Annotated in this window: 21 protein-coding genes; 9 read left to right on the forward strand and 12 right to left on the reverse strand. The window is 58.2% G+C overall.

Annotated features, from left to right (window positions below):
- Window positions 1-12 precede the first annotated feature (12 nt).
- The 4 genes from AC2FIR_RS19675 to AC2FIR_RS19690 all read left to right on the forward strand — a co-directional run bounded on the left by AC2FIR_RS19675 (window position 13) and on the right by AC2FIR_RS19690 (window position 3,242).
- The gene (locus AC2FIR_RS19675; protein WP_496744428.1) at window positions 13-762 is read left to right on the forward strand and encodes an alpha/beta fold hydrolase; all 750 of its coding nucleotides are present in this window, start codon (window positions 13-15) and stop codon (window positions 760-762) included.
- Window positions 762-1,754 (forward strand): alpha/beta hydrolase, encoded by a 993-nt coding sequence (locus tag AC2FIR_RS19680; RefSeq protein ID WP_496762924.1) that lies wholly within the window; start codon window positions 762-764, stop codon window positions 1,752-1,754. The genes AC2FIR_RS19675 and AC2FIR_RS19680 overlap by 1 nt, the downstream gene beginning before the upstream one ends.
- 73 nt (window positions 1,755-1,827) lie before the next feature.
- Window positions 1,828-2,442 (forward strand): hypothetical protein, encoded by a 615-nt coding sequence (locus tag AC2FIR_RS19685; protein WP_496744718.1) that lies wholly within the window; start codon window positions 1,828-1,830, stop codon window positions 2,440-2,442.
- 83 nt (window positions 2,443-2,525) lie between these two features.
- Window positions 2,526-3,242: an alpha/beta fold hydrolase gene (locus AC2FIR_RS19690; protein ID WP_496744432.1), complete on the forward strand. Its 717-nt coding sequence runs from the start codon at window positions 2,526-2,528 to the stop codon at window positions 3,240-3,242.
- A 38-nt stretch (window positions 3,243-3,280) separates the two neighbouring features.
- Here AC2FIR_RS19690 and phaZ read toward each other — a convergent pair whose 3' ends face one another.
- Entirely contained in the window at window positions 3,281-4,552 is a 1,272-nt protein-coding gene (gene phaZ / locus AC2FIR_RS19695) for a polyhydroxyalkanoate depolymerase (RefSeq protein WP_170680357.1), read from the reverse strand.
- A 111-nt stretch (window positions 4,553-4,663) separates the two neighbouring features.
- Here phaZ and AC2FIR_RS19700 point away from each other — a divergent pair, with 111 nt between their 5' ends.
- The 3 genes from AC2FIR_RS19700 to phaR all read left to right on the forward strand — a co-directional run bounded on the left by AC2FIR_RS19700 (window position 4,664) and on the right by phaR (window position 7,732).
- A complete protein-coding gene (locus AC2FIR_RS19700; protein WP_496744435.1) occupies window positions 4,664-6,466 on the forward strand; it encodes a PHA/PHB synthase family protein in 1,803 nt (600 codons plus the stop codon).
- A gap of 130 nt (window positions 6,467-6,596) precedes the next feature.
- Window positions 6,597-7,043, forward strand: a complete 447-nt coding sequence (locus tag AC2FIR_RS19705) for a phasin family protein (RefSeq protein WP_170614642.1) — start codon at window positions 6,597-6,599, stop codon at window positions 7,041-7,043.
- A 134-nt stretch (window positions 7,044-7,177) separates the two neighbouring features.
- Complete coding sequence (gene phaR, locus AC2FIR_RS19710) at window positions 7,178-7,732, forward strand: polyhydroxyalkanoate synthesis repressor PhaR (RefSeq protein ID WP_170614643.1); 555 nt, start codon at window positions 7,178-7,180, stop codon at window positions 7,730-7,732.
- A 52-nt stretch (window positions 7,733-7,784) separates the two neighbouring features.
- Here the strand turns inward: phaR and AC2FIR_RS19715 are convergent, their stop codons facing one another.
- The 7 genes from AC2FIR_RS19715 to AC2FIR_RS19745 form a co-directional block, all read right to left on the reverse strand.
- Window positions 7,785-8,999, reverse strand: a complete 1,215-nt coding sequence (locus AC2FIR_RS19715) for a DegT/DnrJ/EryC1/StrS family aminotransferase (RefSeq protein ID WP_480812048.1) — start codon at window positions 8,997-8,999, stop codon at window positions 7,785-7,787.
- A 131-nt stretch (window positions 9,000-9,130) separates the two neighbouring features.
- Entirely contained in the window at window positions 9,131-10,435 is a 1,305-nt protein-coding gene (locus tag AC2FIR_RS19720) for an NAD(P)/FAD-dependent oxidoreductase (RefSeq protein ID WP_496744437.1), read from the reverse strand.
- Window positions 10,436-10,447: 12 nt separating this feature from the next.
- A complete protein-coding gene (locus tag AC2FIR_RS19725; RefSeq protein WP_321253799.1) occupies window positions 10,448-11,806 on the reverse strand; it encodes a glutamine synthetase family protein in 1,359 nt (452 codons plus the stop codon).
- A complete protein-coding gene (locus AC2FIR_RS19730; RefSeq protein ID WP_496744440.1) occupies window positions 11,806-12,486 on the reverse strand; it encodes a type 1 glutamine amidotransferase in 681 nt (226 codons plus the stop codon). Before AC2FIR_RS19730 ends, AC2FIR_RS19725 begins: the two co-directional genes overlap by 1 nt.
- A 59-nt stretch (window positions 12,487-12,545) precedes the next feature.
- On the reverse strand, window positions 12,546-13,865 hold the full coding sequence (locus tag AC2FIR_RS19735) for a glutamine synthetase family protein (protein WP_496744442.1): 1,320 nt from the start codon (window positions 13,863-13,865) through the stop codon (window positions 12,546-12,548).
- Between the two features lie 138 nt (window positions 13,866-14,003).
- Window positions 14,004-16,190 (reverse strand): xanthine dehydrogenase family protein molybdopterin-binding subunit, encoded by a 2,187-nt coding sequence (locus AC2FIR_RS19740; RefSeq protein WP_496744444.1) that lies wholly within the window; start codon window positions 16,188-16,190, stop codon window positions 14,004-14,006.
- A 3-nt stretch (window positions 16,191-16,193) separates the two neighbouring features.
- Window positions 16,194-16,658, reverse strand: a complete 465-nt coding sequence (locus AC2FIR_RS19745) for a (2Fe-2S)-binding protein (RefSeq protein ID WP_170680341.1) — start codon at window positions 16,656-16,658, stop codon at window positions 16,194-16,196.
- 137 nt (window positions 16,659-16,795) lie between these two features.
- Between AC2FIR_RS19745 and AC2FIR_RS19750 the strand changes: the two genes are divergently transcribed.
- A complete protein-coding gene (locus AC2FIR_RS19750) occupies window positions 16,796-17,419 on the forward strand; it encodes a TetR/AcrR family transcriptional regulator (RefSeq protein WP_170614651.1) in 624 nt (207 codons plus the stop codon).
- Between the two features lie 30 nt (window positions 17,420-17,449).
- Here the strand turns inward: AC2FIR_RS19750 and AC2FIR_RS19755 are convergent, their stop codons facing one another.
- Entirely contained in the window at window positions 17,450-18,709 is a 1,260-nt protein-coding gene (locus AC2FIR_RS19755; protein ID WP_496744719.1) for a cytochrome-c peroxidase, read from the reverse strand.
- A 27-nt stretch (window positions 18,710-18,736) separates the two neighbouring features.
- Between AC2FIR_RS19755 and AC2FIR_RS19760 the strand changes: the two genes are divergently transcribed.
- Window positions 18,737-19,207, forward strand: coding sequence for a tetratricopeptide repeat protein (locus AC2FIR_RS19760; protein ID WP_170680337.1), 471 nt, complete (start codon window positions 18,737-18,739; stop codon window positions 19,205-19,207).
- Between the two features lie 29 nt (window positions 19,208-19,236).
- On the opposite strand, the gene AC2FIR_RS19765 is transcribed toward AC2FIR_RS19760, so the two are convergent.
- The 3 genes from AC2FIR_RS19765 to AC2FIR_RS19775 are packed head-to-tail and all read right to left on the reverse strand — an operon-like array spanning window position 19,237 to window position 22,200.
- The gene (locus AC2FIR_RS19765; protein WP_480904865.1) at window positions 19,237-20,298 is read right to left on the reverse strand and encodes a TRAP transporter substrate-binding protein; all 1,062 of its coding nucleotides are present in this window, start codon (window positions 20,296-20,298) and stop codon (window positions 19,237-19,239) included.
- Window positions 20,299-20,322: 24 nt separating this feature from the next.
- Window positions 20,323-21,612 (reverse strand): TRAP transporter large permease, encoded by a 1,290-nt coding sequence (locus AC2FIR_RS19770; protein ID WP_170614654.1) that lies wholly within the window; start codon window positions 21,610-21,612, stop codon window positions 20,323-20,325.
- Window positions 21,613-22,200: a TRAP transporter small permease gene (locus AC2FIR_RS19775; RefSeq protein WP_170614655.1), complete on the reverse strand. Its 588-nt coding sequence runs from the start codon at window positions 22,198-22,200 to the stop codon at window positions 21,613-21,615.
- Window positions 22,201-22,241 lie beyond the last annotated feature (41 nt).

Below are 22,241 nucleotides of genomic sequence, written 5' to 3' on the forward strand. Positions count from 1 at the left end.
AGCGAGGATTTCATGGCAGCGACGGAATTTCTTGAAACGGCGCAAGGTCGCCGACTGGCCTATCACAAGAGCGAGGGCGCGGGGCCGACCATAGTTTTTCTGGGCGGGCTCAAGTCGGATATGGAGGGCACCAAGGCCGTTCATCTGGAGGCATGGGCGCGTGCGGGGGGGTGGTCCTTTCTGCGGTTCGACTATTCCGGGCATGGGGAAAGCTCCGGCTCGTTCGAGGAGGGATGCATTGGCGACTGGCATCAGGATACCGTGGCCGCGGTTTCCGCATTGACCGATGGACCATTGATTGTTGTTGGATCGTCCATGGGCGGGTGGCAGGCGTTGCTGTTGGCGCGCATTTTGCCTGACCGGATCGCCGGGATGGTCACGATCGCAGCCGCGCCGGATTTCACCGAGGACGGGTACTGGGCCTCATTCTCTGCCGAACAGAAAGCGGCGCTCGAGACGGTTGGGCACGTGGAACTGCCGTCGGACTACATGGAGCCATATGTCATCACCAAGCGGATGATCGTGGATGGAAGGGAACATCTGGTTTTGCGCGATCCGTTGCGTTTGCCTTTTCCGGTCCGTTTTTTGCAGGGAACGGCAGACACTGCCGTATCGACCGAAACCGCCGTGCGTTTGCTGGAGCGTGCTGAAGGGCCAGACATGCGTCTGTTGCTGGTCAAGGACGCCGATCACAGGTTCTCGGATGATCGTTGTCTGGGGTTGATTGAAGACGCCGTGCTGGATGTGATGGGGGATCGCTGATGCGGCGATTTGGCTGGTTTCTGGGACGTTTTCTGATTGTGGTGCTTTTGGTCGGCGGGCTGATCTATTGGTTCGGTCCCCGCGAAGAGGTCAATCTGCACCCAGACTTTGATGCGAGGAAATTCGGCGAAGGCGTGCAGGTCTATTTCGAAAGCACTGAGTCTGCGTTTGACGACATCGTGCCGGGTGTTGAAAAGAGGGTGATCTGGCAGGACGGATATAAGGAGCAGCGAACGCCTGTTTCCGTGCTTTACGTTCACGGGTTTTCGGCATCGTCCGAAGAAATTCGCCCGGTGCCGGATATGGTGGCCGATGCGCTGGGGGCCAATCTGGTCTACACGCGTCTGCAAGGTCACGGGCGGAGCGGCGACGCCATGGCCGAAGGTACGGCTTCGGGATGGATGCAGGACTACGCCGAAGGTTTGGCGGCGGCGCGGGCGGTGGGCGACCGGGTGGTGGTGATCTCGATCTCGACCGGTGGCACCTTGGCCGCGGCGGCCGCATTGGATGAGGATCTGAGCCGCGATGTAGCGGGTCTGGTCTTTGTCTCACCTAATTTCGGTGTGAACACGACGGCGGCTTGGCTTCCCGGCCTCCCTTGGGCCCGGCATTGGTTGCCGCTGATCATGGGGCAGGACAGGGATGTGTCAGGGCCGAACCCGGAAAAGAACAAATACTGGTCGACAGTCTACCCGTGGGAGGCGGTGGTGCCGCTGACCGTGCTGGTCGAGGCTGTTAATGAATTGGACTTCGCAGAAGCAAAAACTCCTGCTCTGTTTTGGTTTTCAGATGACGAAAAGGTTGTGCGGCCTGACCGAACACATAGGGTTGCAGAAGCCTGGGGCGCGCCCGCGACAGTACATCTTGTGACGACGGGGCCGGGGGACGATCCGTCTTCGCACGTGATTGCCGGACGTCTGATGTCACCCGGCCAGACCGATGTAACCGTCGCAGGCATACTGGGCTGGCTAAAGGAGCTGGGTGTGGAATGATGCCGGGAGAAGCACCAAGTCGGCACAGGCGCGATGCCTTGGGCGGAGGTTGAGAATGCGCAAGCCGGGCAGCATGTGGAGCCTTGAGACCTTGGGCCGAGTGCGCCTGTCCCGGCATTTTTTCATGCGTGATTTTCTGTATTCCGAAATCAGTAATTTCCACGAAAAACAGAACCTGCCGGACAACCCGGACCTGGCCATCGAGACTGGCCGGGCGTTTTGCCAGTCCCTGTTGGACCCGCTGGAAGAAACATTTGGCCGGGTGGCCGTTCGGTCGGGATACCGGTCGCCGTCTCTGAACAGATTCGGGAACGAAAACCGGCTGAATTGCGCGCGGAACGATCATCCGTTGGAGTGCCACATCTGGGATCGTGGAACCGGGGATGCAAGAATAGCCGGGGCGTCCATCGTCATTCCATGGTTTGCGGATCAATATGACGCAGGGCGGGACTGGCGCGATCTGGCCTGGTGGATACATGATCATCTGGACTATTCGGAGATCTGGTTTTTTCCGAAACTGTGCGCCTTTAACCTGGTTTGGCGACCAAAGCCGCAAAGGCGGATCGACAGTTACATCGCGCCACGCGGATGTCTGTTGCGGCCCGGTGCAGAGCCAGAAGAAGATGCCGAAACACGACGCGGGCGTTACAGTGATTTCCCCGGGTTCCGGGCCATCCGATACCCCTGAAAAACGGCTTGTCTGCCACTTGCAAAACTTCCATCCTGAAAGAAACGGGGACGCCGGGATTGGCGGAAGGATGGAGGCCCCGCGTGATCGAGCCGCTGGTATTCTTGCCTGGATTGATGTGCGACGCTCGGCTGTTTCAGTCGCAAATGACTGTCCTGTCGCATGAGCGTGCAGTGACCGTGGCCCCGGTCTCGACCGGTGAGCGGATTGAGGAGATAGCCTCTTCGCTTCTGGATGTGTTGCCTCGGTGTTTTGCGCTGGCCGGGTTCAGCATGGGCGGCGTCGTTGCGCTTGAGGTTATACGCCGCGCGCCCGAGCGAGTCTCGCGCCTGTGTTTGATGTCGACCGATGCGCAGGCAGACACCCCGCAATTGGCCGCAGCGCGCGAGGATCTGATAGTGGGTGCGCAGGCCGGGCGACTTGAAGACATCATGCGCGATGTTATCGGTTCGGATGCGCTGGCCCCGAGACCCGACCGCATCCCGATTCTGAATGAACTTCTGACGATGGCGGTAGAATTGGGTCCTGACCTGTTCGTGCGCCAGTTGCGCGCCCTTCAGCGCCGCCCGGATCAGCAGGGTGCATTGCGGCGGATCAATGTCCCGACGCTGATCCTGTGTGGGGTGCATGATACGCTGACACCGGTGCGAAAACATGCCTTTATGACCGAGCTCATTCCGAATGCCGAGTTGCAGGTGATTGACGACGCCGGGCATGTACCAATGCTGGAATCGCCACAAGCCGTGACGGATGCACTGAAGCGCTGGCTTTCCCGTCCGGCGCGGCTCAGTCACGTATAACGCTGTTTGGAAAAAGGCGGCCCGCCTGAAATTAAGGATCAGGCCACTTTGTTCTTGTTTGCGGCCGTGCGTTGCGGTTTGCGGCTGTTGGCGTTCATGAAGTCGATCACCAGGGGCCGGATATTGTCGCGCCAGCTGCGCCCGGCAAAGATGCCGTAGTGACCGGCCCCGGGTTCGACATGGCTGGCCTTCTTGCCGTCCGGCAAACCGGTGCACAGGTCCAGTGCCGCAATGCACTGGCCGGGGGCCGAGATGTCGTCATTGGCCCCTTCAACGGATTTGACCGCGACATCGGTGATTTTCCCGATATCCACCTTGTGGCCGGCCACAATGAACTCATTTCGGGCAATTTCGCGGTTTTTGAAAACACGTTCCACAGTGGACAGGTAGAATTCGGCCGTCATGTCCATGACTGCGAGGTATTCATCATAGAACCGGTTATGGGCGTCGTGGTCTGAGGCTTCGTTGCGCATAACGCGCTGAATCTGATCCGAAAACGCCTTGGAGTGGCGATCCGCGTTCATTGACATGAATGACGCAAGTTGCAACAGGCCGGGATAGACCATACGGCCGACGCCCTTGTATTTGAAACCGACGCGCTGGATCATTGTCTCTTCCAGCTGGCCCATTGTCACCCTGCGCCCGAAATCGGTAACTTCGGTCGGGGTGGCATCCGGATCGACCGGGCCGCCGATCAGCGTCAGTGTGCTGGGCTGCGCCTTCGGATCATGTTCCGCCAGATAGGCTGTTGCGGCCAGTGTCAGCGGCGCGGGCTGACACACGGCAACAACATGTGTGTCCGGACCCAGTTCCTTCATGAAATCGACAAGGTAAAGCGTGTAATCCTCGACATCGAATTTGCCTTCGGACACCGGGATATCACGCGCGTTATGCCAATCGGTTATGTAGACTTCGCAATTTACAAGCAGGCTCTTGACGGTCGAGCGCAACAGAGTGGCGTAGTGCCCGGACATCGGTGCCACCAGCAAAACCTTGCGCGGCTGTTCTTCGCGACCGTTGACCCGAAAATGGATCAGATCGCCAAAAGGGCGTTCGACGACGGTTGTGATGTCGACAAGGTGATCCTTGCCATCTTCGCAGGTGAAGGTCCGAATACCCCAGTCCGGCTTGACGACCATGCGCTGAAACGTCCGTTCGGTAACCTCTCCCCAGGCTGCCATCATGCTGAACGCAGGGCTCGGGGCCATTGCAAAAAGCGGATAAGAGGCCATGGCGCTGGCGGTTGCACCCAACCATTGGTTGGTATTGCGCATGGTTTCCATCAGGTCATACGTCATCATATAGCGCATGTATTCGGGCCTCCTGAGTATTATCCTGAGATTTCGGACCATTCGCCGCTTTGCGCTACGCGTTCACGACGTTATTCTGCATAGCAGCGACGTTAGGGGGGAATCCTTATAATGACAACTACCGAAGACAATACGCCGGACCTGTCGGACGAACATATTGAACGTCTTAAGGAAAATTTGGCCAAAGTCGAAGACCTCTCGAAACGGCTTGTCGAAGTGATGGCTGGAAAAAAGTCGCACACACCCGCCCTGGATGGTCCGAATCAAGAGCTTTTTGCAAAAGCAGCAACGGCCTATTGGGCCGAAGCGATGCAAAATCCGGCCAAGCTGCTTGAGCATCAGATCGAGTTCTGGGGCAAGTCGGTTCTGAACTTTGCCGAAGCACAGCAGGTATTGTCTAAAGGTGAGCCTGATACCGAAGACAAACTGCCCGAAGACCGGCGGTTTTCTAACCCGATGTGGGAGAACAACCCCTATTTCCGCTTTATCCGTCAACAGTATCAGACCAATGCCGAAGCGATCTCGCAAGCCGTAGCCTCGGTTGAAGACCTTGAAGACAAGGACAAGCGCAGACTGGCCTACTTCTCTCGTCAGATCATCGACATGATGGCTCCGACCAACTTTCTGGCAACCAACCCGGACGCACTCGAGAAAGCCATCGAAACCGACGGACAGTCGCTGATCCAGGGGTTGGAGAACCTGGTTGCGGATCTTGAGGCCAACGACGGCGAACTTGTGGTTCGGCTGGCGGACGAGAGCGCGTTTGAGATCGGTGGAAACATCGCCACCACGCCCGGCGATGTGGTGTTTCGCAACCGCATGATGGAGCTTATCCAGTACAAGCCATCGACCGAAACAGTCCATGAAACGCCCATTGTCCTGTTCCCGCCCTGGATCAACAAGTTTTACATCCTTGACCTGAAAGCGCAGAACAGCCTGATCAAGTGGGTGACAGAGCAGGGCTATACCCTGTTTGTCGTCAGTTGGGTCAACGCAGACAGTTCACATGCCGATATCGGACTTGAGGACTATATCGAAGAAGGGTTTCTGGCCGTCATCGAAGAGGCCAAGAATATCTGCAAGGTCAAACAGGTCAACGCCGTGGGCTATTGCATTGCCGGCACTACGCTTAGCCTGACGCTTTCGCTGTTGAAGAAACGTGGTGATAAATCGGTCAAATCGGCCACGTTCTTTACAACGCTGACCGATTTCGGAGAGCAGGGCGAGTTCACGCCTTTCCTGCAGAACGATTTTGTGGACGGGATCGAGGATCAGGTGTCAAAGGATGGCATCCTAAAGGCCTGGATTATCGGACGCACAATGTCCTTCCTGCGGTCGCGGGATCTGATCTACACACCTGCAATCCGCAGCTACATGATGGGTGAAACACCGCCGGCATTCGATTTGCTGTATTGGAACGGAGACGGCGCAAACCTGCCGGGCCGAATGGCAATCCAATACCTGCGCGGGCTTTGTCAGAACAATGAATTTGTTACTGATGGGTTCAAACTGCTGGGCGAAAATCTGCATATCAGCGACGTAGATGTCCCGTTGATGGCCATCACGTGCGAGACGGACCACATAGCAGCCTGGAAGGATTGTTATCGCGGTGTTCAGCAGATGGGATCGCGCTCGAAAGCCTTTGTTGTTTCGGAATCCGGTCATATTGCCGGAATTGTGAACCCGCCCAGCAAGAAGAAATACGGGCACTATACGAACCCGGACCTGAAGACGGACGCGGACACCTGGTTGAAAGAAGCGGATTTTCACGAAGGATCCTGGTGGCCGATGTGGGAAGCCTGGCTAAAAAAGCGGTCTGGCAAACAGATACCGGCCCGCGAAACGGGCGATTCGAAACATCCGAGCCTGTGTCCGGCCCCAGGGACCTATGTTCTGGTCAAGGCAAATCGCTGATTTCATTCTGAAACTAAATTTTTTCTGCATCGCAGCAAAAAGAACTTGAAATGCTGCGATGCAGAAAGCATATTGTCCTCAAGCTGACGAACGCCGGGGTGGGCCCGGTCCAGCAAAGAGGATTAAGACAATGGCAAAGACTCAGGATTTTACCGCCGTCATGAAAGACATGATGGGTGCATTCCCGGTTGACACAACCGCACTGGAAGACGCGTTCAAATCGACCGCTTCGCTGAACGAAAAGCTGTCGGGCGTTGCTCTGGAAGCTGCTGAAAAATCGGCAGAAATCTCCAGCAAATGGACCAAAGACACTCTGGCCAAACTGACCGAAATGTCGAAAGCAAAGGCAGAGCCTGCCGACTACGCAAAAGCCGCAACCGATTTCGCTAGCGCTTCGGCTGAAGTTGCTGCTGAAAACATGGCTGCTTTCGCTGAAATCGCCAAGAAACTGCAGAGCGAAACCGTCGAACTGCTGATGGCTGCCGGCAAAGAAGCTGCTGAAGAAGCAAGCTCGGCTGTCAAGAAAGCCACCAACGACGTGACTGCTGCCGCCAAAAAGGCAACCGCTGCCAAGTAAGAACGTCCGCGAGGCGCACCCTCTCCTCCCATTTGGTGCCATCGCGCTGGGCAGGTCGATTGACCTGCCCTTTCTTTTTGTGCTGCACTCGCATAACCTGTGCTGCAACGCATCATCCTTGGGGAGGGTAAAGGGTGTCGGACCAAGAAAAACCGTTATTGATCAAGCGCTATGCCAGTCGCCGGCTGTATAACACCGAGACCAGCGACTACGTAACACTTGAAGATATCGCCGGATTTATCCGGGATGGCCGCGAAGTTCAGATAATCGACCTGAAATCCGGGGACGACCTGACGCGGCAATACCTGCTGCAAATCATCGCTGAACATGAAAGCCGGGGTGAAAACGTTCTGCCGGTAAACGTGCTGAACGATCTTGTGCGCAGCTACATGGTGCCCGGTGGGGGCATGATGCCGCAATTTCTGCAAAGCTCGTTCGAAATGCTGCGCGAAAGCCAAAGCAAGATGATGGAAAACATGAACGCCATGAACCCCATGAGCAACATGCCCGGGTTTGAGGCGATGCAGGCGCAGCAGCAGGCTTTCCTGAAGGCGATGACCAGCGGATTGTCGGGCGGGTGGTCGGCGCCGACCCAGGACGACGAGGCGAAGGAAGAGCCTAAAGAAGACCTGGATGAGATCAAAAAGCAGCTGGCTGAGCTGCAGAAAAAACTATCCAAACTGAACTGAGGGTGAAGACCCGAAGCTAACAAGGCCCGCCAGAGGCGGGCCTTTTGGTTTTTCAGGTTCCAAAGGCCATCGCCGGCGCTGTCACGTCACCGACCGAAGCCAGCAGGATATCCGCGATCACATCCAGTTCTTCACGGGTCAGGCGCACGGGCAGTCGAACATCGCAAGCTTTCATCAGCATTGCCCGGGTTTCCGGCAGGTCGAACGTTTCCGGCAAGAACTGCCAGTTCCAGAACGCGCGCGCGTTGTCCTCGCTCAGGCCAAAAACCTGCACTTTCACACCGCGAGACTCTGCTGCGGTTGCAAAGGCGCGGATCTCGTCCTCGTTCATGCCGACAAGGTTGAACTGAATTGAATCCGGTGCGCGCTTTTCAGGATCAAGCGGGGCGGGCACGGAAATGTTGGGTGACGCGTTCAGACGATCCGCCACGTAGTCGTGATTTGCCAGGCCGTCCCGGACACGACGGGCCAGTTCCGGAATTTGCGGGCGGATAACGGCGGCGCTGAGGTTGCTCATGCGCAGGTTGTATAGCGGCAACCGGTTCTGCCAGCGCGCAAAGGCCAGATCCAACTCGGGCGAGTTATCGCCATGCGGGGTTTTATGCTTTTTCCAGTTATGCTCATAGGCACCCGACATGATAACGGCCTGCGCCACCAGATCGGCATCATCGGTGATCAGAATACCGCCTTCGCCCGCGTTGATCATTTTGTAGGACTGGAACGAGAAACAGCCCATTTTGCCGATCGTTCCGATGTTGCGGTCGTGCCAGGTGGTGCCAAGCGAGTGGGCCGCATCCTCGATTACAGGGATGTCGCGGGCATTGCACAGCTCCATAATGGCATCCATATCCGAGGTATGGCCGCGCATGTGGCTGATGATGACTGCCTGAACTCCGTCCAGCTTGGCCTCAAAATCCTTTAGGTCTATGCGGTAGTTTTCTCCAACCTCGCACAGGACAGGGACGCAGTCGGCATGAACGATGGAAGATGGCACTGCGGCAAAGGTGAAGCCGGGTATCAGCACCCGCGCGTCCCGTGGCAAACCCAGCGCCTTCAGGGACAGGAACAGTGCAGCTGAGCAGGATGAAACCGCCAAAGCGTATTTGGATCCCAAAAGCGCGGCAAATTCCGCCTCTAGCAGTGCGACGGGTGAATCCTGGGGTGCTGTGTAGCGAAACAGGTCACCGGATTGCATCAGCGCATCAATCGCTTCGCGCGCGGCTGCGGGGATGGGTTCGGCTTCGTGAACATTGGGTGGCAGCGACATATTTGGTTTTCCTGAATTCTAACTTTTGTAAATATAAATTCACAACGCCGGCAAGCCAAGAGCGTAATCGCCCGTCGGCGAAATTTCACCAAATTGTCGCAAGTTTAGTCGGTCCTGATCCCCAGATCAGACTAAAGGCCCAGACGGTCGCGCAAGGCGAACCACGTCATGGCAAGAACCAGCAGTGGGCTGCGCAGGGCAGGGCCGCCGGGAAACGGTTGGGCGGGAACGCGCGCCATCGTATCGAATCCTACGGCCTGTCCCTGAATGGCCAGAGCCATCAGCTGACCAGCATGGGTGGCCGTGCCGACCCCGTGACCTGAGTAGCCTGAGGCAGACAGGATATTCGGGGCAAGGCGCGCCAGATAAGGCATTCGACGCATCGTTATGGCCAGAGTTCCACCCCAGGCGTAATCGATCCTGACATCTTTCAGATGCGGGAAAATCTCGACCATCGGTTTGCGGACTTTTGCTGCAATATCAGTGGGAAAGCGATAGCCATAGCTTTCGCCGCCGCCAAACAAAAGGCGGCCATCCGCGCTGAGCCGGAAATAGTTCACAACGAATTTTGTGTCGGCAACGGCCACATCCCGCGTCAGGACGCGCGCGGCGTCGTCTCCCAGCGGTTCGGTGGCCGCTATGAAATTGTTGATGGGCATGACACGTTCGGCAACCTTGCGATTCAGATCACCGAGATAGCCATTACAGGCCAGTATGACGTGGTCAGCCTTGACTGTTCCCTGTGCCGTCCGAAGACTTACGCCATTACCATCCGAGATATTAAGGACTTCGGTCCCCTCGTGGATACGAACACCAGCCTTTCGGGCCGCCTGCGCAAGTCCCAAAGCGTAGTTTAGGGGGTGCAGATGCGCTGCCCCCATATCCAGATACCCGCCCTGATAAGTCGGAGAAGGGCAGAGCGCATGGCCCGCCTCGCGGTCCAGCAACTGTATCTCGTCATATCCATACCGCTTGGACAGGTGTTCCGCATGAGAGTGCAGTCCGACCCGATCTGATTTGCTTAGCCCCAGATTGGCGATGCCGGGCTTCAGGTCGCATTGAATCCGGTGTTTGGAGATCAGGGACTTGACCAGATCCTTGGCGTCTTCGGCAAGATCCCAAAGCTTGGCGGCGTCATCATCGCCAACCAAGCGCTCCAGATCTTCCTGATCCATTCGCTGCGCGCTGCCCAACTGGCCGCCGTTGCGCCCCGAGGCACCGAAGCCAACGCGATGCGCTTCCAGCAGAACGACGTCAAATCCGGCTTCAGCCAGATGCAGCGCTGCGGACAGGCCGGTGTATCCGCCGCCGACAACACAGACATCCGCGGTGCAATCGCCGGTCAGGGCAGGGCTAGGATCAGCCGCATGTACGGTCGCGGCATACCAGCTAGGCGGGTATTCCGCCTTGCGGTCATTGGAATAGAGCAGGTTCATCGCGCAAGTACCTTAGACGTTCAGCAGAAGATGCTCGCGCTCCCACGGGGAAATCACCTGCAGAAATTCTTCGTATTCTGCCCGTTTGACGATGCTGTAGACGCGGGCGAATTCCGGTCCCAGAACCTCGTGCAGGGCTGTGGCCTCATCAAACAGATCCAGCGCGCTGCCCATGACCTGCGGGATGTCACCGTCGCCTTCATAGGCGTCGCCGTAGAACTGGCGCCGGGGCCGTTCCTGCTGTGTCAGTCCCAGATACCCACAGGCCAAAGACAGGGCAATGCCCAGGTAGGGGTTGCAATCCATACCTGCGATGCGGTTCTCAACGCGACGCGCTTCGGGGCTGGACAGCGGAACACGGATGCCCGTCGTCCGATTGTCACGCGCCCATTCCAGATTGATCGGGGCGGCGTGGTCCTTCACATAACGGCGATAGGAATTCACGTAGGGCGCCATGACGGCCAGACCGGCGGGCAGGTGGTTCTGCAATCCGGCGATGTAATGATAGAACGCGTCCGTCTCGCCCCCCTGCGGCCCGGAAAAGATGTTCTGACCGGTTTCGATATCAATGATCGAGTGGTGGATATGCATCGCCGAGCCCGGTTCGTCCTCGATGGGTTTGGCCATGAAGGTCGCAAAGCAGTTGTGACGCAGTGCAGCTTCGCGGATCAGGCGTTTGAAGTAGAAGACCTCATCGGCCAGTTTCACCGGGCTGCCGTGGCGCAGGTTGATCTCTAACTGGCCCGCGCCGCCTTCTTGCGTGATGCCGTCGATTTCGAATCCCTGATGTTCGGCAAAGTCATAGATGTCGTCGATCACGGGGCCGAACTCGTCCACCGCAGTCATCGAATATGCCTGCCGCGCTGCGGCCGGACGACCCGAACGGCCCATCATCGGCTTGATTTCCTGCGCCGGGTCGACGTTGGGGGCAACCAGAAAGAACTCCATCTCGGGTGCGACGACCGGCTTCCAGCCCCGGTCATGATAAAGCTGCACGACGCGTTTCAGTACATTGCGCGGGCTGTACGGGATCGGATTGTCGTCCCGGTCATAGGCGTCATGGATAACCTGCAGCGTCCAGTCACCCGTCCAGGGTGCCGCCGAGGCGGTCGAGAAATCCGGTTTAAGGATCATGTCGCGTTCGATGAAGCCATCTTCGCCCGCTGCCTCGCCCCAGTCACCCGTGATCGTCTGATAGAAGATACTGTCGGGCAGATGAAAATAGGATTGCTTGGCAAATTTTGATGCAGGCACGGCCTTGCCGCGGGCAATCCCCGGCAGATCCGAGATAATGCACTCGACCTCATCCAGACGTTGGCCTTCAATATACTCGCGCGCTGCCTCTGGCAGCTGTTTTTTCCAGTCGGCCATTAGGCCCTCTCTTTCTTCAGGAATTCTGCCATCTTACGGCCAATTGCGGGATTATCGATCGGCCCGCGCGTGCGGTTGGCCGCATCCAGCAAAATGGGGTCCGGGACCACGCCTTTTCCGCGCGTCCTCATCAGGCCCTCGATAAAGTCATCGGAGTATTCGGGATGCGCCTGCACCGTCCAGATCGTGTCTCCGTAAGCGATCATTGCGTTGCGGCAGAACCCGTTCTGACCAACCACGCGTGCGCCTTCGGGCAACCGGGTTACCTGATCCTGATGCCAGGCGTTCAGAGAAACCGTCTGGCCGTCCAGTTCATAATCCGTGCGTCCGACAGCCCAGCCGCCCTGGAACTTTTCTACCGTTCCACCCAGCGCCTGGGCGATGATCTGGTGGCCAAAGCACACGCCGATCAGCGGCTTTCCAGAATTCTGGATTTCCCTGATCAGGTCCTCAAGCGGGGGTATCCACGGATGATCTTCGTAAGCGCCGTGACGCGATCCCGTGATGATCCAACCGTCAGCCTGAGAGACGTCCTTCGGGAACTGATTGTCGACCACCTGGAAGGTCACGAATTCGAAGTCATGACCATCCAGCAGGGCGCGAAACATCGCATCATATTCGCCGAAGTCGTCAGCCAGCTGTTCAGGTGCGTGGCCGGTAACTAGGATTCCGATTTTCATGATTCACCAAATTTGATCAAATTTTATTCTACGCGAGTCCTTGATCGCGGGCAAGGGGGTCATACGGCCTCGAGGTAACTGAGCCAGTGTGTCTCTGGCGCTCGCTCGGAAAAACGTGCGATCTCCTGCCGTTTTGTCATGACAAGATTACGGATCAGTTCAGTGGGAAAGATCCGCCGGATCATCGGGTCGGCCTCGAACGCGGATATGGCCGAGGACCAGTCGCCTGCCAATTGCGGTAGCCCGGCAATTTCATAGGCATTTCCGGTAATCGGCGGGGGCGGCTGCAACCCGTCATCGATACCGGCCAATGCTGCCCCCAACACAGCTGTCAGCATCAGGTAGGGGTTGATGTCGCCACCAGCCACGCGATGTTCAATTCGACGTGCCACCGGCGCGCCGCCGGGAATTCGGATGGCAGCGGTTCGGTTCTCATAAGCCCAGCTTGCCCCGGTTGGAGCGTGCGCCCCGGGCACGAGGCGCGTGTAAGAGTTTCCGTGAGGGGCAAAAACCAGCGTACTGCCCGGCATCGCGGCAAGACAGCCTGCAACAGCCGCGTGCAACTCATGGCTGCCATCGGGGCCACCATTGTCAAACACATTGCGGCCCGATGAATCGACCACGGAAAAATGGACGTGCATCCCGTTGCCTGCGTCTTGCGGATAAAGTTTGGCCATGAAGGTCGCCGTAAAGCCGTGTTTGCGGGCCAGTCCACGGGTCAAGGCCTTGAACAGCCACGTGTCATCGGCGCAGCGCATGGCCTCCTGATGGTTCAGGTTGATCTCGAACTGGCCGATTCCGCTTTCGGAAATGGCGGTTTGGGCGGGGATGTCCATGGCCACGCAACCGTCATAGAGCTCGGTAAAGAACGCATCAAAGGCGTCCAGCTCCGCAAGGGACAGGACAGCCTCGTCGCACAATCGGCGCCCTGTGACCGGATTGGCAGGCGCTCCGGGTTGTGATCCCGATGCATCAAGCAGCGTGAACTCCAGTTCAGTTGCCGCGATCACGGACCAGCCGCGCTTTGCATAGTCGGCCAGAACTGCGGCAAGCGCATGTCTGGGATCCCCTGCGTATGGTTCGGACTTGTCATTATATAATGACATCGGGACCAGCGCGGTTTCGGCATCAAGCCAGGGCATGGGAATCGGTCCGCGATCGGTCGGCAGAAGCATCCCATCGGCATCGCCGGATTCAAATACCAGCGGACTGCCTTCAATATCCGCGCCCCAAAGATCGACATTCAGCGCCGAAAACGGCATGCGGACCGCGCCTTTGTTCAGCTTTTCTGCGTAAGAGGACGGCACGCGCTTGCCGCGCATCTGACCGTTAAGGTCACAGGCAGCAACACGAAAACCGGGCAGGGCGCTCAGGTCCATTTTGGTCTCCAATACTCTCGTTTCCCGAGATGTAGTCGAGACCGCGCGTCTTGTCACGGAATTTGATCAAATTTTTCCTGCAGGCAGGTAGGGCTTTGAGTCCCGCGCCAACCAACACTGGCGCGGGACCACAGGACGTCAGACGAAGTTGACGCCGTTTTCCGCCATCGGCAACGAGGTCACCTTGATGCCCGAAAGCGCGCGGATCGCGTTGGCAAGGGCCGGGGCCGAGGGGGGGGTGCCCGGCTCACCGACACCGGTCGGGGCCTCGGCGGAAGGTACGATATGAACTTCGATCTCCGCGATGTCGCCGATGCGCAAAGGCTCGTAGTCCGGGAAGTTGTACTGGTCCACGACACCTCCGGTCAGCGTGATCTGATCCCGCATGACATGACCGATACCGTAGCCGATACCTCCCTCCATCTGCGCGCGCACCACATCGGGGTTCACCGCAATCCCGCAATCCACGGCGCAAGTGACCTTTTCGATCTTGATGCCGTTCTCTGGATCGCCCGAAACCTCGACGACCTGAGCCGCGTAGGATCCGAAGGATTTGTGCACGGCAATCCCTTGCGCGCGACCTGCCGGTGCGTTGCCCCAGCCAGCTTTTTCAACGGCAAGTTTCAGGACGCCTGCTTTGCGCTGCTGATCGGCGTCGCTGGTATCCGCCAGATGTGCCAGACGGAACTCCACCGGATCACGGCCCGCTGTTTCGGCGACAAGGTCCATCATGGCCTCCATCACGTAGCCGGTGTGGGTGTGACCGACCGAGCGCCACCACAGAACGGTTGTAGCTTTGGGCGTGTCGGTCAGACCCAGAGCCATGCCGGGGATTGTGTACGGGCTGTCAGCAATCCCCTCGATCGAACTGTGGTCGATCCCGTCTTTTACCAGAACGGCTTCGAACGGCGTGCCTTTGATCACCGATTGTCCGGCCACCTGATGCTGCCAGCCAACGATGTTGCCTTCTCCATCCAGACCCACACGCACCTTGTGGCCAAATGCAGGGCGGTAATAACCGCTGCGAATGTCATCCTCTCGTGTCCAGACCAGTTTCACAGGGCGTGAGCGGTCGGTCATCACAAAAGCCAGCGCGGCCTCGACCTGATAATCCGCATCCGGCGTTGCGCGACGACCGAACGAGCCACCGGCCAGCATCGTCTTGATGTGGATCTTCTCAGGCGGCAGTTGGAAGATCTGCTGATAGGCCATATGCGGGCCGGTTGGCATCTGCGCCCCGTCATGCAGGACGATGTCGCCTTCGGCCGTCTGTTCGATGGTGCAGTTCAGCGGCTCCATCGGCGCATGCGCCAGCAGCGGGAAGTAGAAGGTCTTTTCGACTACCTTTTCCGCGCCTTCGATGGCCGCCGCCACAGCCGCAACGTCTGCCTTGTTCACGTTGTACGTGGGTTCAGCGTCCAGGGCGGCCATGATCTCGGTCCTGATCTGATCCGAGTCGCGGGTTTCGGCACCCGACATGTCCCATTCGACCTCAAGCGCGTCACGTGCCTGAATCGCGGCCCAGGTGTTTTCGGCATAAACCGCGACGCCCGCCTGGTTGGGCAGGACGGCGGCGTTGATGTAGCCCTTAACCTCTTTCGACGCGCTGTCGTCAAAACCAAGCGCGACGCCGCCCTTCGACTCCGGGCGCTTGATCATGGCAACCATCTGGTTGGGCAGGTGAACGTCCATGGCATACATAGCCTGACCATTGCCCTTGATGGCCGAGTCCTTGCGGCGCACCGCTTCGTTGCCGATCAGACGGAACTCTGACGGGTCTTTCAGGCGCGGCTCGGCCGGAGCCTCTAATTGTGAGGCCGCCGCGACGAACTCCGCAATCGGTGCGGATTTGTCGCCCGCCTTGACGATGCCTTCCTCGATAGTGATGCCTGACGCATCCAGGCCCCAGCTTTGGGCAGCCGCAGTGATCAGCATTTCACGCGCAGCAGCCCCAGCCTGCCGGTATTGCAGCCATGAGTTTGCCATCGCGGTCGACCCGCCCGTGCCCTGGAAGGGGCCAAACAGCAGGTTGTTGTAGACGTTCGGATCAGAGGGCGCGAACTCGTATTCGATCTGATCCATGGTCAGGCCGATTTCCTCGGCGATCAGCGTTGGCAGACCGGTTGCAGGGCCCTGACCCTTTTCAAAGTGCTTGACGATGGCGGTCACGGTGCCATCGGCGTCAATTTTCACGAACGGGTTGAACTGCGCAGTCTCGGATGAGGCCGCAGCCAGAACGCCATCGGGGCGGGCGCCAACCAGCAGGACGGCACCAGCGGCAGCAGCGCCTTTCAGAAATCCACGGCGAGAAGTGTTGATGGTCATGGATCAGGCCTCCAGAATTTCAGAAGCGCGCTGAATACCGGCGCGGATGCGTTGGTAAGTGGCGCAACGGCAGGCGTTGCCGGACATGTAGTCATCAATCTCTTCGACACTGGGCTTTGGGTTTTCTGACAGAAGTCCGACCGCCGACATCACCTGACCGGACTGGCAATAACCGCACTGGACCACGTCCAGTTCGACCCAGGCTTGTTGCACTGCTGCGCCGATCTTTCCGTCGCCAACGGCTTCAATTGTGGTGATTTCTGCGTCTTCAATGTCTTCTACAAAGGTCTGGCACGAACGAACTGGTTCGCCGTTCACGTGTACGGTGCAGGCACCGCACGATGCGACACCGCACCCGAACTTGGTGCCGGTCAGCTTGAGTTCGTCCCGGATCACCCAGAGCAGAGGCGTGCCGGGTTCGGCGTCGACCGTGTGGGTTTCACCGTTTAACTTCAATGTCAGAGCCATGAGGGGTTCTCCTGTTGGGCTGGATACCTGAATCGGTAAACTGGCGCGTTTACCTTAAGTGTCAAATCAGCTTGTGTAAACTCTCAAGTTTACACTGTTGTTTGACCGGCCGGACGTGATGGGTCTATAGGTGGAACATGAACGAATGCAATTCACCGAATGAGTCCAAATACGCCCAGATCATTGAGGCCGCCGTGGCCGAGTTTCAAGATAAGGGCTTTGCTTCTGCCAGTATGGATCGCATTTCGGCGCGGGCCGAAGTGTCAAAGCGCACGCTTTACAAGTACTTTGAAAGTAAGGAAAATCTCTTTCGTTCAATTGTAGCCGAACTGTCCGGCCGTTTTGCCGAGGTTCTGGAGATCCGGTATCAGCCGGGGCGCGATATTCGCGAGCAGTTGACGGATCTGGCCTGGGCTGAGGGCCGTATTCTGATGCGCCCGGACGTGATCGCGATGTCGCGGATGATTATCAGCGAAACTTTGCGCAACCCGGATCTGGCGGCGGCGGCACAGGGCAAGCTGGACAAGACCTCGACATTCATCGCCATGCTGAAAGACGCCGCCGAGGACGGTCAGTTGCAGATCGAAGACGCTGATCAGGCAGGTAAAGAATTTATCGGACTGATCAAGGCAAAGGCGTTCTGGCCCATGATGTTCAGTGGCGGCGTGCTCAGCCACGCGGAAATGACCGAAACCATCGAAAGCAGCGTCGATATGATGCTGTGCCGCTATGGTCCGGGAGCCGCCGCGTCTAGACCCTGAGAACCCCTTATATGCCTTGAGTTAGATCAACTAGGGAACGAACCCTGCTGGTACGCCAAAGGGCGGCGTGTCTACGCCGGCACCTGTCAAGGAATGTAGAAAGGCCACTAAGTTGTCGATTTCCGCGTCGGTCAATGTGACTTGGGCAATGTCGATCTTTTTGCGCTGACGTTCCATTTCAAACCGGTCGTCCCAAACGACAAAGTCCGCATCCTGAAGCCAGGGAACCGGGGGCAGGGCCGCCATGTCGCGTGTCCAGTTCGCCAGACTGGTTTGTGGGTCCAGATGATGGCGGATCATGCTTTCAACGTCCGGGAATGCGCCGTTATGGCCGTAGGGTGCGGTCAGGGCAACGTTGCGCAGCATCGGGGTGCGGAAACGGTAGGCGTCCTCCAGCCGGTCACTTTCTCCCATTCGGCCGACGTCGCGCACAAAAGGATCCCACTGTCGGGTGCGGCCGGGTCCGAAGGGTGGCAGGCCCAACGCGTGAAACTTCTGATCTGACATTAAAGGCCCGGAATGGCAGGTGGCGCATTTTGCCTTTCCATAAAACAGGCTCATGCCGTTTTTCTGCTTAAGTGAAAGGGCATCGGCATCGCCCGCCAGAAATTGGTCGAACGGGCTGTCCGTGCTGCGCCATTCGATGGCCATGAAAGCCGCCAGCGCATTGGCGATGTGGATGATCGTGATTTCTTCGGTGGTTTCGATTTCATCGAAGGCCGCGACCATGGCAGGGCCATACCGAGGCTCGGTACGAACACGCTTGGCTAGGATCGGCCAGCCTTTGTCGATCCGGTCATGTACCGCTCCGGTGACCTGATTTTCAGCTACGTTCCCGGCCATTTCGAATTGTGATGTCAGCGGAAAAAGCGCCTGCGCGGCCAGAAGGGAGTTCAACCCCTCCGGCAGCCATTCCTGCGCAGGGGAGTTGAAGCCGTTGCCGTAGATTTCGGAAACACTGAGCCGTCCATCGTGAAAAACCGTGTGAATGTCTTTCGCGCCAAGGTTCCACAGGCCCGGAGAATTGCGCGGGATACGTTTGCGGATTCTGTCGGCTCCGGTTCCGGGGGTACGCTTCGGTCCCAGCCCTTGTCCGCCCTCACCAATACCCAACGATAACCCGTCAGACGTGCCGAAATCCGGATGGTGGCAATGGGCGCAGGCGATGTTCCGGTTGCCTGACAGGATTGGATCGTAAAACAGTTGATGACCAATGGCGGCCTGTTTCATATCAAAAGAAATGAAGTCATCGTCGGTCAAAGGGCGCGGCAAGTCCTGCGCTGCCGCCATCCCGCCCCAAAGGAGAGCAGCCACCCCATGCGCCAGTTTGTATTTGCCCTTTTCTGTCTTGCGACGCCTGCGCTGGCCGAGTTGGAACAGGCCCGCGACATGATGGAGGCGGGAGAGTTCGAAGCTGCGCGCGAGGAATTGTTGCCGGCCGCCCGATCGGGCAATGCCGAAGCCGAAGAGTTGATCGGTGTGATGTACGGGTTGGGTCTTGGAGTCGCGCAGGATTACGAACGGGCGTTCGAATGGTACCTGCGCGCCTCGATGAAAGGGCATCCCGGGGCGCAGTCTGGTGTGGGCTGGTACTATGAGCTGGGTCTTGGCATGCCCGCGCCCGATCTGGTGCGGGCCTACATGTGGTACACGCTCAGCGCCATTGGCGGTGATCCCGACGCGGCGATCAGCCTTGAGGAAGTGGTCAAGAAAATGTCGCCGGAGCAGATCGAAAGGGCGCATGTTCTGGTGAACGATTACAAAGGGTGGATGTACCCGTTTCGGTGAGGGCCGGGCCACAGGCCCGACCCGCCAGATTAGTTCAGATCCGCGTCACGTGACGCGTTCACGTCGGCCTCAGCCGCGGCAACCGCGTCGGTCAGCGCACCAAAGATCTCGTCACCACGGGCCACGTTGGACTGGAACCACTCATAGACCGGAGTTGCGGCTTCCTTGAACGCAGCCTTTTGGTCCGGCGTCAGGACATAGAGATCACCGCCACCGGCGACGAAATCCTCATAAGCCTGAATCGACTTGCGCTTGGGCGAGGCAAAGGTGGCCTGCTGCAGCGCATAGAAGCCGTCGACAACCACGCGGCGCAGGTCCTCGGGCATTTCCTGGAACTTGGCGTTGTTCATCCACCACAGCGCGCCCATGTAGGCGTGGCCATCCAGCGTGACGAATTGCAGACCCGCATCAGGGAATTTCATGCCCATGATGTCCGTGATGCCATTCTTCGAGCCCTCAACAACGCCGGTCTGGAAGCTGGTAAACAGCTCAGGCCACGGGATCGGCGTAGGGGATGCACCCAGTGCTTTCACCAGTTCCTGCGGCAGGTCTGCTACCACGGTACGGATTTTCAGACCTTCCATATCGGCAGGCTCGGCGATGCGGCGCTGTGTGTTGGCGAAGTTGCGCCAGCCACCGGTGTTGCCGATGGTCATAAGGCGGATCGCGCCGCCCGAGTCTTCCAGCGCCATGTTGCGCATGGTGCGGGTGAAGTCACCGGAGAGCACATGCTCGGCAATCCGGTCATCGGCCATCAGGTAGGGCAGGTCCAGAACCTGCACATATGGGAAGATGCCCGAGGCCCCGCCGGAAGTGGAAATGTAGATGTCGATAGTGCCGTCAGCCACGCCCTGCAGGCATTCCGCGCCGTTCGAACACAGCTGCGTGCCGATGAACAACTCGACCTCGATAGCGCCGTTCGAAGCCGCCTCGACATAGTTCTTGAAAACGATCAGGCCGTCATAGTCTTCGTCGTTTTCATTCGAGTTCGCAGTTGCCCGCAGTGTATAGTCTGCGGCCACAGCGGCCATGGCGGACGCGGCCACAAGCGATGTGGCCACCGCAGCGGTTTTGATGAATTGTCTGAGCATGCGTTTCCTCCCTGTGGTACTCAGTCAGTTTGCAAATCCCGTTATCCTCGGGATCGTCATGGATAGTGCGGGGATATAGGTGATCAGGAAGATCACTATGATTTCGACCGCCAGAAACGGCAGGATCGCCTTGGCGATGGTTTCGACCCGTTCCCGCGACACGGCGGCGGCCACGAACAGTACCAGCCCCATGGGTGGCGTGGCGAGACCAACAGTCAGGTTGACGCTCATGATGATGGCAAAGTGGATCGGGTCGACGCCTAGGCTGGTGAAGATGGGGCCAAGGATCGGGCCAAGGATGATGATCGCGGGACCTGCATCCAGAAACATGCCGACGATGAACAGAAGCAGGTTGATCAGAAACAGCAGGATCAACGGATTTTCGGACAGGCTGAGGATCAGCGAGGCCAGCTGTTCGGGCGCGTGGCTGAGGCTGACCACCGTCTTGAATGCCATCGCGGCGCCGACCAGCAGCAACACAACGGCCGAGGTCATGCCCGCATTACTGAGAACCTCAGGCACTTCCTTCAGTGTCAGCGTGCGCAGGACGAAAAAACCGATGATGAACGCATAGCCGACCGCGACAGCAGCGGCTTCGGTCGGCGTGAAGATGCCGCCCAGAATGCCGCCGAGAATGATCACGGGTGTCATCAGCGGAAAGAACGCCTTGAGGCTGGCCTGGCGGCGTTCATCCCAGGTGTATTTCCGGCTGGCGACCGGGAAATCATAGCGATCAGCCATGAACTTGATCATCACCATCAGACCGACGCCGACCATGATCCCGGGTACAATTCCGGCCAGAAACAGGGCGGCGACGCTTTCACCCATGACATAGGCATAGATGATCATGATGCCCGAGGGCGGGATGATCGGCCCGATAACCGAACTGGCCGCCGTAATCGCCGCGGCGAATTTGCGGGTATAGCCCTGTTTCTCCATCGCTGGGATCAGCATTGACCCCAAGGCGGATGTGTCGGCCACGGCAGAGCCCGAGAGGCCGGCGAACAGGATCGAGCTCAGCACATTCACATGTGCCAGTCCACCGCGCAGGTGCCCCATCAGGGCCTGCGAGAACTCGACAAGGCGAATAGTGATGCCGCCCCGGTTCATCAGCTCTCCGGCGAGCATGAAGAAGGGGATGGCCATCAGGGGAAAGCTGTCCATGCCATTATAGACATTGCGATAAAGCAGCGTAATGTCATTCGTTTGGCCGTTGAGCCACAGCAGGATACCCGGCGCGGCCAGCAGTGCGAAAAAGACCGGTAGGCCGATCAACAGGAAAACAAGGAAAGTGGGCAGGAACCAGATCAGCATCTATTCGGCCCCCACGGCTGCTTCGGGAATTTCCGGCAGAAGATGTGCGCCGCCCAGCATGGTGATCAGGGATCGCAGGATCAGCTCGATATTCACCGAGATCAGCAGGATGATCCCCACCAGCAGCGAGGCCATCATCCAACTGCGGGGAATACGGTACCATTCATCGAAACCGAACGATGTTGGCAGGTACAAAGCAGCAGTGGCAAATCTGCCGCCAAAGCCTGTGACTTCAGACCAGCCGATATTGACGGCGACCAGCAGGACGATCAGCGAGATCAGCAACAAGAACAGATTGAGGGACTGGCCCAGCAGGCGTGGCAAGAACCGTTGCAACATGTCAATCGCCACGAAGCCGCCACGCCGAAAAGCCGTCGGAGCCATCAGGCCGGTCATCCAGAGCATGCAGAACCGGGCGGCTTCATCCGGCCAGGGCAGAGCGTTGCCCAGGACATATCGGAAGAACACCTGAATCAGGATTGCGATCACCATCAATGCAATCGCAACAACGCCAACCGCGCGGCCCAGACGCAGCACGGTTTCGTTCACGAATGCAATCGGTGCAAGCACCGATGCCAGTCCGCCCATGCGGATCCTCCCAAGTTCAGCTGCGGGTTCGTCCCGCAGTC

It is taken from the genome of Ruegeria sp. CDSB136, from assembly GCF_059610965.1.

Bases quoted from the DNA above. Each gene is read 5' to 3' on its own strand.
- AC2FIR_RS19675 (WP_496744428.1), top strand. From the start codon at position 13: ATGGCAGCGACGGAATTTCTTGAAACGGCGCAAGGTCGCCGACTGGCC.
- AC2FIR_RS19680 (WP_496762924.1), top strand. From the start codon at position 762: ATGCGGCGATTTGGCTGGTTTCTGGGACGTTTTCTGATTGTGGTGCTT.
- AC2FIR_RS19685 (WP_496744718.1), top strand. From the start codon at position 1,828: ATGTGGAGCCTTGAGACCTTGGGCCGAGTGCGCCTGTCCCGGCATTTT.
- phaZ (WP_170680357.1), bottom strand. From the start codon at position 4,552: ATGCGCTATATGATGACGTATGACCTGATGGAAACCATGCGCAATACC.
- AC2FIR_RS19700 (WP_496744435.1), top strand. From the start codon at position 4,664: ATGACAACTACCGAAGACAATACGCCGGACCTGTCGGACGAACATATT.
- AC2FIR_RS19705 (WP_170614642.1), top strand. From the start codon at position 6,597: ATGGCAAAGACTCAGGATTTTACCGCCGTCATGAAAGACATGATGGGT.
- AC2FIR_RS19715 (WP_480812048.1), bottom strand. From the start codon at position 8,999: ATGTCGCTGCCACCCAATGTTCACGAAGCCGAACCCATCCCCGCAGCC.
- AC2FIR_RS19720 (WP_496744437.1), bottom strand. From the start codon at position 10,435: ATGAACCTGCTCTATTCCAATGACCGCAAGGCGGAATACCCGCCTAGC.
- AC2FIR_RS19725 (WP_321253799.1), bottom strand. From the start codon at position 11,806: ATGGCCGACTGGAAAAAACAGCTGCCAGAGGCAGCGCGCGAGTATATT.
- AC2FIR_RS19730 (WP_496744440.1), bottom strand. From the start codon at position 12,486: ATGAAAATCGGAATCCTAGTTACCGGCCACGCACCTGAACAGCTGGCT.
- AC2FIR_RS19735 (WP_496744442.1), bottom strand. From the start codon at position 13,865: ATGGACCTGAGCGCCCTGCCCGGTTTTCGTGTTGCTGCCTGTGACCTT.
- AC2FIR_RS19740 (WP_496744444.1), bottom strand. From the start codon at position 16,190: ATGACCATCAACACTTCTCGCCGTGGATTTCTGAAAGGCGCTGCTGCC.
- AC2FIR_RS19745 (WP_170680341.1), bottom strand. From the start codon at position 16,658: ATGGCTCTGACATTGAAGTTAAACGGTGAAACCCACACGGTCGACGCC.
- AC2FIR_RS19750 (WP_170614651.1), top strand. From the start codon at position 16,796: ATGAACGAATGCAATTCACCGAATGAGTCCAAATACGCCCAGATCATT.
- AC2FIR_RS19755 (WP_496744719.1), bottom strand. From the start codon at position 18,709: ATGGCGGCAGCGCAGGACTTGCCGCGCCCTTTGACCGACGATGACTTC.
- AC2FIR_RS19760 (WP_170680337.1), top strand. From the start codon at position 18,737: ATGCGCCAGTTTGTATTTGCCCTTTTCTGTCTTGCGACGCCTGCGCTG.
- AC2FIR_RS19765 (WP_480904865.1), bottom strand. From the start codon at position 20,298: ATGCTCAGACAATTCATCAAAACCGCTGCGGTGGCCACATCGCTTGTG.
- AC2FIR_RS19770 (WP_170614654.1), bottom strand. From the start codon at position 21,612: ATGCTGATCTGGTTCCTGCCCACTTTCCTTGTTTTCCTGTTGATCGGC.
- AC2FIR_RS19775 (WP_170614655.1), bottom strand. From the start codon at position 22,200: ATGGGCGGACTGGCATCGGTGCTTGCACCGATTGCATTCGTGAACGAA.